The sequence below is a fragment of the Ruegeria sp. CDSA241 genome (assembly GCF_059611265.1).
Genome location: NZ_JBXWPF010000003.1, coordinates 53,766 through 66,771 on the forward strand (window position 1 = coordinate 53,766; position 13,006 = coordinate 66,771).

Consider the following 13,006-nt stretch of genomic DNA (forward strand, 5'->3'; position numbering starts at 1 on the left):
ATAAGCGGAGGGGCAATCATGGACATGTCACGCGTCGCCGAACAGGGGCTGGTGCTTTTGGGATGCGGAAAGATGGGATCGGCCATGCTTGCCGGGTGGTTAGAGCATGGCCTTCCTGCCTCGTCAGTCTGGGTGATTGATCCTTTCCCGTCGGATTGGCTGAAATCGTCGGGCGTCAACATCAATACCCCGCTACCCGAAGCGCCTGCGGTAGTGCTGGTCGCGGTAAAGCCACAGATGATGGGCGATGCACTGCCCGCAATTACAGCCCTGGGCGGTGGGCGCAGCTTGTTCGTGTCGGTGGCGGCGGGCACCTCGATCTCAACATTCGAAGAGGTGTTGGGCCAGAAAACACCAATCGTGCGTGCCATGCCGAACACCCCGACGGCGATCCGACAGGGAATCACGGCGTTGATTGGAAATTCTGCTGTTTCGGATGCGGATCTGGCCCTAGCCGAAAACCTGCTATCTGCGGTCGGTGAGACGGTCAGATTGCAGGATGAGGCGCAGATTGATGCCGTTACCGGGCTGAGCGGGTCCGGCCCTGCCTATGTATTCCACCTTATAGAAACGCTCGCTGCTGCGGGTCAGGCTCAGGGCCTGCCACATGATTTGGCGATGAGGCTGGCCAAGTCCACGGTCGCCGGGGCAGGGGCCTTGGCCATGGCGTCTGACGAGGACCCTTCGCAACTGCGCGTCAATGTCACTTCGCCTAATGGAACCACGCAGGCCGCGCTTGAGGTCCTGATGCACGACGAATTCGGTTTTCCCGACCTGCTGCACCGCGCTGTTAAAGCCGCAACTGATCGGTCCAAGGAGCTGTCTCGTGAGTGAAATTACATTCGACGATTTTCTCAAGGTCGACATTCGCGTCGGCGAGGTTATCCGCGCCGAGCCCTTCCCCGAAGCGCGCAAGCCAGCGATCAAGATGTGGATCGATTTTGGACGAGATATCGGCGAGCGGAAAACCTCGGCCCAGATCACTGCGCATTATGATCCCGCCTCATTGGTGGGCAAGCAGGTGATGGCGGTGGTAAATTTCCCTCCGCGCCAGATCGGCAAGTTCCTGTCCGAAGTGCTTGTTTTAGGATTGCCCGATGAGACTGGTGAGATCGTCCTGATCGGGCCGGATGGCAAGGTTCCAACCGGTGGGCGGATGCACTGATGCGTGTGTTCATTGCCCGACCGATGACCGCCACTGTCGCAGCACGTGCACGCGCAGAGTTTGACGCAGAGATGCGCAGTGAAACCTTGCCGATGTCACTCAAGGAAATGGGGCATGCGCTGTCCGAATTCGATGTGGTGGTGCCGACCTTGGGCGACCTGTTTTCTGCCCAGATCTTTGCTGAGGTGCCGGAACCGCGGTGCAAACTGCTGGCAAACTTTGGGGTTGGGTATAATCACATAGATGTGGAGGCGGCCCGTCAGGCCGGAATCGCGGTGACCAATACGCCGGGCGCTGTCACAGATGCGACTGCCGATATTGCCATGACATTGCTGCTGTCCACGGCCCGCCGCGCCGGAGAAGGCGAACGGCTGGTACGTTCAAACCTTTGGCAGGGCTGGCACCCGACACAGATGTTGGGCCATCACGTGACCGGCAAACGGGTCGGCATTGTGGGCATGGGGCGCATTGGGCAAGCCATCGCGCGACGTTGCCACTATGGGTTTGGTATGCACGTCGCCTATCAATCGCGCAGTCCAAAGGAGTTAGAGTTTCCGGCGGATTATGTCTCAGACCTCAAAGCTTTGGCTGCCGGTGTCGATTTCCTGATCCTGGCTGTGCCGGGCGGTGCCGAAACCCGGCATCTGATCAATGCGCAGGTGCTGCAGGCGATGAACGCTGCTGCCATCCTGATCAATATTTCTCGGGGAGAGGTATTGGATGAATCGGCCCTGATTTCGGCGTTGCAAGAAAAGCAAATCGCGGGTGCGGGTCTGGATGTCTACGAATTCGAACCCGCAGTGCCGCAAGCTCTGATAGATTTGCAGAACGTGACCCTGTTGCCCCACCTGGGTACCGCGACTGAGGAGGTCCGCAGCGCTATGGGGCACATGGCGCTAGATAATGTTGCGGCCTTTGTTCAGGGGCGCCCGCTGCCGAATCCGGTTTAGGTGCCCACGGCCTCGCGCCAATGCCTGCGGCACAGCGAGACATAGGTTTCGTTGCCACCAATTTGGACCTGAGCACCTTGGGTGATGGGATTTCCATTCTCGTCCTGACGAATCACCATTGTTGCCTTGCGGCCGCATTCGCAGATCGTGCGAACCTCACGCATCTCATCCGCCAGCGCCAGCAAGGCGGCCGATCCGGGAAACAGCCGGCCCTGAAAATCGACCCGCAACCCATAAGCCAGCACCGGCACGTTCAGGTCATCTACGGCGCGGGCCAGTTGCCAGACCTGATCTTCGGTCAGGAACTGGGCTTCGTCGATAAAGACACATGCAATTTTGCCTTGCGCCAGACGGGCTTCGATCATGGCGAAAACATCATCATCGGTGTCAAAAGTATCAGCCTCGGATGATATCCCAATCCGCGAGGCAATTTTCCCAGCACCGGCGCGCCCATCCAATGCAGCCGTCATCAGGTAAGTATCCATGCCGCGCTCGCGATAATTATGCGAGGCCTGCAGCAACACGGTCGATTTGCCCGCGTTCATAGTCGAGTAGTTGAAGTAAAGTTTTGCCATGGCTCGGGTCTAATTCGCCAGCCCCGCCTGGGCAAGCCATCTCATGTGGCGAAATGAGCGACGCCGCCGTTGTCCAGTTAGGGGATGAGCTCACGCTCTTTGGGGATGGAGCCCCTGCACTCACAACAGCGACGCCTTCGGCCTATAAGCGGCCTAAACGAAGCGGGGCTAATATGTGCCCCGCTATCACTCGCTACCGGCATTATTGCCGCCACTCACTCACAAAACCCTCGCATATCTGAGGGATAGCCAACATATCGCATTTCAATTATGAATCAGGTATGGGAAATTTCATTTCCCTTTCCCCCGCAATGGCAGATGTAGTGGGGAAGGCAGGTAGCAAAGGTAAAAACATGGCAGATATCGGGGCCTATCTCAAAAAGCACACCGAAGCGTTGGTCAAGGACGTTGGAATTGAGTCCGCGTGCGAGATCACGGGTAAATCCAAAGCCACGCTTGGCCGATATTATTCAGATAATGCAGAGCATGCTGATCGGTTCATGCCGGTTGATGCGGTTGCACGCCTTGAAGCGGTGGCCAACTTTCCGCATGTGACGTCGGCGTTGGCCGACCTCAAGAACATTACGCTGTCATATGATGGCCGCAACACGGACGCTCCTCGCACCGGAGGTGTGAATTCGGATGTCATCGCGTTGAGCCAACGCTTTGCCATGCTTATGACCGAATATCAGTCAGCTATCGAAGACGGTATCATCACGGTCAACGAGGCCAAACGCCTGTTGAAGGAAACCAGCCTGCTGCAGCATGTTCTGATCGAGATGAAGCTGCACCTTGAAGAAGAAAGCGTGAGCTGAGGCAAGGGAAGTTGCGTGTCTTGATCCAGTTTGGTGTGCGTACCGATACTCATGACATGCTAGGTCAAACTTGACCCGATCTGAACGCTCGCATGCTGGGGCTTTTGCCGCTTGCCGCCGGACGGGGTGATGCCAGTGCTGAAACAAGGATCAAACAACCAAGCAGGGTCGAATAAGCCCGGCTTTCTTGTACGAATTTGTGGTTGCGCGGAGTGTTGTCTTAACCGTGGCGTTTCACGATTACCGAACCCACGGAATACCCTGCTCCGAAGGAACAGATAAGGCCGATCTCGCCATCGGTGAAATCGTCCGAGTATTTCGAAAATGCGATGATCGACCCTGCCGAGGACGTGTTCGCATAGTCTTGCAGGATGTTTGGCTGCTCTCCGGGGGCGGGTTCGCGGCCCATGACTTTTTTACCGATGAAATCATTCATCGTTTTGTTCGCTTGATGTAGCCAAAGACGTTTGAGATCGGCGTTGCTGATACCTTCGGCGTCCATATGGTCGGCAATGTGCTTGCTGACCATTGGAAGAACCTCTTTGAACACTTTACGGCCGTTTTGCATGAACTGCATGTCGCGGCGGTCGGTCAATCCCTCTGGCCGAGTGCGACGCAGGAAGCCATTATTGTTTCGGATGTTGTTGGAAAAATCCGTGGCGCAGCTGGTCGACAAAATCTCGAAATGCGGTCCGGTCGCATCCTCGATCCGTTCGATCACGGTGGCCGTTGCCACGTCACCAAAAATAAAGTGGCAATCTCGGTCACGCCATTCCAGGTGGCCCGTGCAAATCTCGGGGTTTACCACAAGCGCACATTTGACCGAACCGGACCTGACCATATCCGCCGCCGCCTGAATGCCGAACGTGGCCGAAGAACAGGCAACGTTCATATCGAATCCGAAGCCTTTGCATCCCAGCGCCTGCTGGATCTCAATCGCGATTGCAGGATAAGCCCGTTCATGGTTCGAAGCCGCGCAGATTACCAGATCAACATCGTCCCCGTTGCGCCCTGCCTGTGCCAGCGCTTTCTTGCAGGCGTCAACGGCCATTTCGGTCATGATGCCAGGTTCATCGTCAGAGCGCTGACGAAACAGCGGGTGCATCACGTCGGGATCCAGAACGCCCGCTTTGTCCATCACATAGCGGTTTTCGATTCCGGAGGCCTTCAGAATGAACTCTTCAGACGAATGCTGCATCGGTTCAACGTCACCAGCGGCAATCGCCTCTGCGTTCTGGGTGTTCATCTTGTCGGCATATGCATTGAAGGCCGAAACGAGCTCGGCATTCGTAATGACATTATCTGGCGTGAAAACACCCGAGCCGGTGATTGCTGGCGTATACATGTTGGGTCCTGGATTTCTGGATTCACCTAAAATGCCGTTATGATTGGTATTGTTCAAGAGAGATTGACCCGAGGGAATGTTAAGCTTGGTTGGAAATTGAGCTTCAGTTCTTGAATAGTTCGTTTTTCGAAGTATATACGCGTCAAATTCTGCAAGGAATCATCCCATGGCCCATGATCATAACACTCTGTTGCATCGCTTAAGCCCCGAGATGCAGGCGATGATGGGTGTGTATGCGCTCTATTGGAAGCTCGAGGAGAGCTTCGATGCCATCGAAATAGAGCTGAGCCATCAGGAATGCCATATGGTGATCAAATTGGATCAGCCCAGGCGCATGGGCGTTTTAGCGGCTGACATGCTGTCAGTTCCTTCGACAATCACGTCGACCGCCGATGCCTTGGAAAAAGCGGGCTATCTGAGGCGCGAACGCGACCCTGAGGACCGCCGGGCATGGCTTTTGGTTTTGACCGAAAAAGGCACAGAAACACGCCAGATGCTTGTGGCCCAAGCGGGCGCCCTGTTTCAGCGCGCGTCCGGACTGACCAAAGATGAAACGGCAGAATTCGCAAGACTGGCCCGGAAGATCCGGGAAAACATACTGAAAACTGGAATTCCCGAGGGACTGAAGAAATGAAACTGATCTCTGCTTTGGGCGTGGCCCTGACCATTCTCTCCAGCTCAATCATGGCTGAAGAAGCTGCCAAGCCGGTAAAGCTGATGGTGGTAAAGGAAACCACACCTGGGTTCACACGTCAGTTCTTTGGTCGCGTCGCTGCGCGGCAAACGGTTGATCTGGCCTTTCAGGTGGCTGGACAGATCATTGAAATGCCAGTGGCTGAAGGATTTGTCATCCCCAAGGGTGAGCTGATCGCCGAGCTGGATCGCGAGCCGTTCCAGCGCCGCTATGATCGTGCCGTTCTGCAGAAAGATCAGGCGGATCGGACCCTGGCCCGCCTGTCTCGGCTGCGGGGAACTGCGGCCAGCCAAGTGGCTGTGGACGACTCTGAGACTGCGGCGCAACTGGCTGATATCGCTGTGCGTGACGCGCTATACGACCTGGAACAGGCGACATTGACGGCACCGTTTAACGCGCTGGTGTCCAGCCGGGCGGTCGAGGCCTTTACCACTGTTTCCGCAGGTACCCCGATCGTGCGCATCCATGATATGTCCGAACTTCGGATTGAGGTCGACGTACCCGAAATTTTGTTTCAACGGTCGGGCCAGCAGGATGACATCACCATCACCGCGAAATTTCCGGTGAGCGACGAAGTCTTCCCGCTTCAGATCCGCGAATTCGACGCCGAATCTTCAAGTGTCGGTCAAACCTTCCGCATCCAATTTGGCCTGACACCGCCTGAAGGGCTGCAAATTCTGCCTGGTTCGTCGGCTACTGTGACTGTTCGGGTCAAGGACCAGAAACGGGGGATCTTTGTTCCGCCTACAGCCATTGTGGCCGATGTCGAAGGGGCGCTGGGCGTAATGGTGTTTTCTCCGACTGGGGCTGACCAAGGGACACTGCGCCGCGTCCCCGTTACCATCGAGCCCACGGAAACCGGTGATGTCAACGTACTGGACGGCCTAAGTGACGGGGAAGAAATCGTTGTCGCCGGCGGCGACGTTTTGATTGACGGTCAGGTGGTGCGCCGCTTTACCGGTCTTGCCAACTAAGGGGCGGATTGATGAACATCGCACGCGCATCCATTGATCGCCCTATCTATACATGGCTGGTCATCCTGATCGCCTTGTTCGGCGGCATCTGGGGATTTCTGTCGCTTGGCCGTCTGGAAGATCCAGCCTTCACAATCAAAAACGCCGTCATCGCTACCCAGTATCCGGGGGCAACGGCTGAACAAGTGGCGCTGGAGGTTTCAGAGCCACTGGAATCCGTCATCCAGCAGATGGGCGAGGTCAAGACAATCACATCAATGAACCAGCCTGGTTTTTCGCTGATCGAGGTCGAGATTAACTCAGCCTATGATGGGACCGAGCTGCCGGAGATCTGGACCAAATTGCGCGCCAAGGTCCGTGACGCCTCACGGGAGCTGCCATCGGGGGTGGGTGATCCGCTGGTCAATGACGGGTTTGGCGATGTGTTTGGCTTGTTTTATGCGGTCACGGCCGAGGGCTTCTCGGACGCTGAAAAACATGAGCTTTCCACATTTCTTCGGCGCGAACTACTGACGGTTGACGGTGTCGCGGATGTCGAGGTGATGGGCCTGCCGCAAGAGGCGATCTTTATCGAACCCGACCTGTCTATTTCGGTGAACCAGAACGTGCCTCTGCAGGCGCTTACCGACGCGATTACAAATGCGGACTCGGTAAACTCGTCGGGGTCATTGCGATCAGAAGATGGCCGGACCGCGATATTAACCGCCGAAGGGTCCGATACGGTTTCCGCCATTGCTGGCCTTTCTGTAGGATCGCAGGGCCAGGTTATCAACCTGTTCGATATGTCGAATGTACATCGTGGTCGCCTAACCGATCCTAATTTAATCATCAGGTTCAACGGGACCGAAGCCTTCACTCTGGGTATCGCTGGGCTTTCGACTGATAATATCGTTGAGGTCGGCAAGCGTGCTGACGCGAAATTTGCCGAGTTGGATTCTCAGATCCCCTATGGTGTCGAAATCCTGCCGATTTACCAGCAGCACGTCGTTGTTGAGCAGGCATCGAACGACTTTCTGGTGAACCTCGCGCTGTCGGTCTCTATTGTTGTTGCGGTTTTGGCCCTGTTCATGGGTTGGCGCGCGGCTGTGGTTGTGGGAACAACTCTGTTGCTGACCGTGGTTGGCACGTTGTTGTTCATGGCATTGTTCTCGATCGAAATGGAACGAATTTCGTTGGGCGCTTTGATCATCGCGATGGGTATGTTGGTGGACAACGCCATTGTGGTGGCCGAAGGAATGCAGATTGCAATGCTGCGCGGCAAGAATTCGCGCGATGCGGCGGATGAGGCTGCGGCCAAAACGCAAATCCCGCTGTTGGGAGCAACGGTGATTGGCATCATGGCTTTTGCCGGGATTGGTCTTAGCCCTGATGCGACGGGCGAGTTCTTGTTTTCGCTATTTGCTGTTATCGGGATATCGCTGCTGCTGAGCTGGACCCTGGCGCTGACGGTGACTCCGATGCTTGGGCACTATTTCTTCAAGCAGGGCAAAGAAGGTGAAATTGATGCCTATGGCGGGATCATGTTCCGTGTTTATGGCGCGATCCTAAACTGGGCGCTGCGGTTCCGTTGGATGGTGATTGCAATGCTGGTGGGCATTACCGTGGTCTGTTTCGCAGGATTTGGTTTGGTCAAACAACAGTTCTTTCCAGACTCGAATACGCCGCTGTTTTTCGTGCATTACAACCTGCCGCAGGGCACACCCATTGCGCGCACCGCCGAGGATATGGCTGTTTTCGAAAACTGGCTGGCGGATCGGGACGATGTGGTATCTGTCACGACATTTGTTGGGCAAGGAGCAACTCGTTTTTTGTTGACCTACTCTTCGGAAAAACCGAACCCCAGCTACGGTCACATGATCATCCGGACGGAAACCTTGGATGACATTCCGGCTTTGCGGGCGGATCTCGAGGCGTTTGGCTCGGCGCAGTTCCCCGAAGGCAAGTTCCGCACCAAGCGGCTGGTCTTTGGTCCTGGCGGCGGTGATCCAATTCAGGCCCGTTTCTCGGGAAGCGATCCGGCGGTGCTTCGGCAACTTGCGAATGAGGCTGTGCAGACGATGCGCGCGGCCTCGCCCAATGCGCTGAACGTCTATCACGACTGGCGCGAACAAGGGCTGGCTGTCCAGCCAATTTATGCGACCGAACGGGCGCAGACCGCAGGGGTGTCGCGCGAAGATATCGCGGCGACTCTGCAATTCTCGACCGATGGGATCACTGGTGGTGTGTTCCGCGAACGCGACCGCCTGATTCCGATCATCTTGCGCCGCCCGGTGGACGGGGATTATTCGATCGTGGATCAGGTTGTATTCTCGGACCAGTCGCAGAAATTCGTGCCGATCGAGCAGATGGTCGACAGGTTCGAATATAAGGCACTCAATACGCTGGTTCATCGCCGGGATCGTGTGCTGACCATTACGGTAGGGGCCGACATCCCGCCGGATTTGACAGCTGCGCAGGTTCATTCCGAAGTCCGCACAGCCATCGAAAGCATGGAGCTGCCAGCGGGCTATCGACTGGAATGGGGTGGAGAGTTCGAGAATGCTGGCGATGCAAATAAAAGCCTGGGTCGTCAGTTGCCGTTGAGCCTGTTGATCATGGTTCTGATTTCGGTGCTGATATTCAACGCCATTCGTCAGCCGATCATTATCTGGCTGTTGGTACCGATGTCGGTAAACGGAGTGGTGATCGGTCTGCTGGGCACGGGTCTGCCGTTCACATTTACGGCGCTACTGGGACTGCTTAGCCTATCAGGGATGCTGATCAAGAATGGTATCGTTTTGGTCGAAGAGATCGATTTGGTACGTGCAACCGGGCAGGGGCTGCGTGAATCGATCATCGAGGCTTCGGTCTCGCGTTTGCGCCCGGTGATGCTGGCCGCAATCACGACGATTTTGGGTATGGCTCCGTTGTTGACGGATGCGTTCTTCAGGTCGATGGCGGTGACCATCATGGGTGGTCTGGCCTTTGCCACGGTCCTTACCATGGTGGCGGCCCCCGTGTTCTACATGGTGTTCTTCCTGCCGGAGGAACGGCGCAAGAAACCACCGCAGCCGGTTGTCTAAATGAAAAACCCCCGGTCTTGGACCGGGGGTTTTGCTTTATTCTGGTGTAGTGGGAGAAGGTCAGCCTTGCAGGGACCTGACCTCGACATCACCTTCGGCCTGCGCCTTTATCGCCAACGCGGCAGCGTGGCTGGCGGCGGCGGTGGTGAAATATGGGATCTTGTCATAGAGCGCGATGGACCGGATGGCCTTGCTGTCCTCGACCGCCTGTGCACCTTCGGTGGTATTCATCACCAACTGTACCTGACCATCTTTAAGCATGTCAGCCACGTCGGGGCGACCTTCGTAGACCTTGTTGACCAGATCACAGGCAATACCGTGCTCGGCCAGCCAGCTTTGCGTTCCGCGGGTGGCGACAAGGGCAAAGCCCTGTGCGGCCAGAACCTGTGCGGCCTCAAGCATGGCAGGCGTCTTGTCGGCATCCTTGATCGAAATAAACGCACGTCCCGAGGATGGCAGCACCATTCCCGCACCCATCTGTGCTTTGAGGAAGGCGCGGGGGAAGTCGCGGTCCCAGCCCATGACTTCTCCGGTCGAGCGCATCTCAGGCCCCAGAATAGTGTCGACGCCGGGGAACCGGGCGAAGGGCAGCACCGCCTCTTTCACCGAGAACCACGGCATATCCGGGTCTGCCAGTGTCATCTGGTCGGCGATCTTGGTGTCGTCCACGGTCTTGTAAGCCGGGCGCAACGGGAAATCCGCGAGCTTCTCGCCGGCCATCACACGCGCGGCGATGGAGGCAATGGCGCTGTCCGTGGCTTTGGCCACAAATGGCACGGTGCGTGAGGCGCGCGGGTTGACTTCGATCAGGTAGATATCGTCATCCTTGATCGCAAATTGTACATTCATCAGGCCGACAACGTTCAACGCCTTGGCCAGCTTGAAAGTCTGATCCTTGATCCGGCTAATCACCTCTTTCGACAGCGAGTAGGGCGGCAGCGAACAGGCGCTATCGCCCGAATGCACGCCAGCCTCTTCGATATGCTGCATGATGCCTGCGACATGTACGTCCGTGCCGTCGCACAGGGCGTCGACATCCAGTTCAACCGCGCCCGCCAAATAGCTGTCCAGCAGCACGGGGCTGTCGCCCGAGACCACCACGGCCTCGTTGATATAGCGCCGCAGCTGGTCCATATCGCGCACGATTTCCATCGCGCGGCCACCCAGTACATAGGACGGGCGGATCACTAGCGGAAAGCCGATATCCTCGGCGATTTTCAGCGCCTGCTCGTCGGTCGAGGCAATGCCGTTATTGGGCTGTTTCAGGCCCAGATCGTTGACTAGCGCCTGGAAGCGTTCACGGTCTTCGGCCAGATCGATGGCGTCCGGCGTGGTGCCGAGGATCGGGATGCCTTCCTCTTCCAGCGCATTTGCCAGTTTCAGCGGGGTCTGACCGCCGAACTGCACGATTACTCCGTGCAACGTGCCGTTTTCTTGTTCCTTCGTCAGGATTTCCATCACGTGCTCGAAGGTCAGAGGCTCGAAATACAACCGATCCGAGGTGTCGTAGTCGGTCGACACGGTCTCGGGGTTGCAGTTTATCATGATAGTTTCATAGCCCGCTTCAGTCAGTGCGAAACAGGCGTGACAGCAGCAATAGTCAAACTCGATCCCCTGACCGATCCGGTTCGGGCCGCCGCCAAGGATGACGACCTTTTTGCGATCGCTCGGGCGTGCCTCGCACTCAACATCACCCATCATAGGGGCTTCGTAGGTCGAGTACATATAGGGCGTCTGCGCCTCAAACTCGGCAGCGCAAGTGTCGATGCGTTTGAACACTGCGTTAACACCCAGATTGCGGCGGGCGCGGCGTACATTGCCTTCGTCACGGCCTGTCAGGTTGCCCAAGCGCGCATCGGTAAAGCCAAGCATTTTCAGCCTGCGGATGCCTTCTTCGGTCACCGGCAGGCCGTCTTTGCGCAACTGACGCTCGGCCTCGATGATCTCGCGGATGCGGGCCAGGAACCATGGGTCAAATTTGGTGACCCCAAAAATCTCCTCATCGGTCAAACCATGACGCATGGCCTGCGCGATGGTGCGCAGACGGTCGGGGGTTTGCTTGCTGATCGCTTTGATCACCGCGACTTTGTCACTGACCTCGTCCCAGACACCAACGTTCAGGCCGGGGATTTCCACTTCATCAAAGCCAGTCAGGCCGGATTCCATCGAGGCCAGCGCCTTTTGCATCGATTCGTGGATCGTGCGGCCAATGGACATGGCCTCACCCACCGATTTCATCGCCGTGGTCAGGTAAGGTTCAGAGCCGGGGAACTTTTCGAACGCAAATTTCGGAATTTTTGTCACGACATAGTCGATGGTTGGCTCGAAGGAGGCGGGCGTGACCTTGGTGATGTCATTGTCCAGTTCGTCCAGCGTATAGCCAACAGCCAGTTTGGCCGCGATCTTCGCAATCGGGAACCCGGTCGCCTTGGACGCCAGCGCGGACGAACGCGACACGCGGGGGTTCATCTCGATCACGACCATTCGGCCGTCTTCGGGGTTGATCGCCCATTGTACGTTCGAACCGCCAGTCTCGACCCCAATCTCGCGCAGAACGGCGATGGAGCCGTTGCGCATGATCTGGTATTCTTTGTCGGTCAGTGTCAGGGCAGGGGCCACAGTGATCGAGTCGCCGGTATGCACACCCATCGGATCGATATTCTCAATGGAACAGACGATGATGGCGTTGTCGGCCGTGTCGCGTACCACCTCCATCTCATACTCTTTCCAACCCAGCAGGCTCTCATCGACGAGGATTTGGTTTACCGGCGAGGCATCCATGCCCGAGCGGCAGAAGTGAATATAATCCTCGCGGTTATAAGCCACACCGCCGCCGGTGCCGCCCATGGTAAAGGCGGGGCGAATGATGGCAGGCAGGCCGATGTCTTCCAGATCGCCCAAGGCAATCTGGACGCCAGCATCAAGATCGGTGGAGCCGTCGTCGCGCTTGGGGGCGGTAACGATGGTGGCCTTGGGGTTTTCGATGCCCAGCCGATCCATCGCTTCGCGGAATAGTTTGCGGTCTTCGGCCATTTCGATGGCGTCGCGGGTCGCACCGATCATCTCGACACCGAACTCGTCCAGTACGCCCATCTCTTCCAGTGCAAGTGAGGTGTTCAGTCCGGTCTGCCCACCCATTGTGGGCAACAAGGCGTCGGGGCGTTCCTTCTCGATGATCTTGGCGACAACTTCGGGCGTGATCGGCTCGATATAAGTGGCATCAGCCAGACCGGGATCGGTCATGATTGTCGCCGGGTTTGAGTTTACCAGAATGACCCGGTATCCTTCTTCGCGCAGGGCTTTACAGGCCTGTGCGCCTGAATAGTCGAATTCGCAGGCCTGACCGATGACAATGGGGCCCGCCCCGATGATCATGATCGACTGGATGTCGGTTCTTCTCGGCATAGCCTGTTTCCTTCGGTTAAC

Annotated in this window: 10 protein-coding genes; 7 read left to right on the plus strand and 3 right to left on the minus strand. The window is 56.9% G+C overall.

Going from position 1 to position 13,006, the window contains the following annotated elements; translation table 11 throughout:
• The first annotated feature begins 18 nt into the window (after positions 1–18).
• From proC to AC2FJV_RS03825, 3 genes are read left to right on the plus strand one after another with little or no spacing between them, the layout of a single operon-like run.
• On the plus strand, positions 19–834 hold the full coding sequence (gene proC, locus AC2FJV_RS03815) for a pyrroline-5-carboxylate reductase (protein ID WP_496712726.1): 816 nt from the start codon (positions 19–21) through the stop codon (positions 832–834).
• The gene (locus AC2FJV_RS03820; protein WP_271949232.1) at positions 827–1,165 is read left to right on the plus strand and encodes a tRNA-binding protein; all 339 of its coding nucleotides are present in this window, start codon (positions 827–829) and stop codon (positions 1,163–1,165) included. Before proC ends, AC2FJV_RS03820 begins: the two co-directional genes overlap by 8 nt.
• Positions 1,165–2,115 (plus strand): 2-hydroxyacid dehydrogenase, encoded by a 951-nt coding sequence (locus tag AC2FJV_RS03825; protein WP_496712728.1) that lies wholly within the window; start codon positions 1,165–1,167, stop codon positions 2,113–2,115. The genes AC2FJV_RS03820 and AC2FJV_RS03825 overlap by 1 nt, the downstream gene beginning before the upstream one ends.
• Here AC2FJV_RS03825 and AC2FJV_RS03830 read toward each other — a convergent pair.
• The gene (locus AC2FJV_RS03830; RefSeq protein ID WP_142636576.1) at positions 2,112–2,690 is read right to left on the minus strand and encodes a thymidine kinase; all 579 of its coding nucleotides are present in this window, start codon (positions 2,688–2,690) and stop codon (positions 2,112–2,114) included. The two genes, AC2FJV_RS03825 and AC2FJV_RS03830, sit on opposite strands and share 4 nt — an antisense overlap.
• A gap of 353 nt (positions 2,691–3,043) precedes the next feature.
• On the opposite strand from AC2FJV_RS03830, the gene AC2FJV_RS03835 reads away from it, so the two are divergent.
• Positions 3,044–3,505, plus strand: a complete 462-nt coding sequence (locus tag AC2FJV_RS03835) for a hypothetical protein (protein ID WP_142636888.1) — start codon at positions 3,044–3,046, stop codon at positions 3,503–3,505.
• A 220-nt stretch (positions 3,506–3,725) separates the two neighbouring features.
• Here the strand turns inward: AC2FJV_RS03835 and AC2FJV_RS03840 are convergent, their stop codons facing one another.
• On the minus strand, positions 3,726–4,850 hold the full coding sequence (locus AC2FJV_RS03840; protein ID WP_281972669.1) for a beta-ketoacyl-ACP synthase III: 1,125 nt from the start codon (positions 4,848–4,850) through the stop codon (positions 3,726–3,728).
• A gap of 166 nt (positions 4,851–5,016) precedes the next feature.
• Here AC2FJV_RS03840 and AC2FJV_RS03845 point away from each other — a divergent pair, with 166 nt between their 5' ends.
• From AC2FJV_RS03845 to AC2FJV_RS03855, 3 genes are read left to right on the plus strand one after another with little or no spacing between them, the layout of a single operon-like run.
• Entirely contained in the window at positions 5,017–5,484 is a 468-nt protein-coding gene (locus tag AC2FJV_RS03845) for a MarR family winged helix-turn-helix transcriptional regulator (protein ID WP_496708115.1), read from the plus strand.
• A complete protein-coding gene (locus tag AC2FJV_RS03850) occupies positions 5,481–6,518 on the plus strand; it encodes an efflux RND transporter periplasmic adaptor subunit (protein ID WP_281972671.1) in 1,038 nt (345 codons plus the stop codon). Before AC2FJV_RS03845 ends, AC2FJV_RS03850 begins: the two co-directional genes overlap by 4 nt.
• 11 nt (positions 6,519–6,529) lie before the next feature.
• On the plus strand, positions 6,530–9,580 hold the full coding sequence (locus AC2FJV_RS03855) for an efflux RND transporter permease subunit (RefSeq protein ID WP_496693876.1): 3,051 nt from the start codon (positions 6,530–6,532) through the stop codon (positions 9,578–9,580).
• A 60-nt stretch (positions 9,581–9,640) separates the two neighbouring features.
• On the opposite strand, the gene carB is transcribed toward AC2FJV_RS03855, so the two are convergent.
• Positions 9,641–12,985, minus strand: coding sequence for a carbamoyl-phosphate synthase large subunit (gene carB / locus AC2FJV_RS03860; protein ID WP_496712731.1), 3,345 nt, complete (start codon positions 12,983–12,985; stop codon positions 9,641–9,643).
• Positions 12,986–13,006 lie beyond the last annotated feature (21 nt).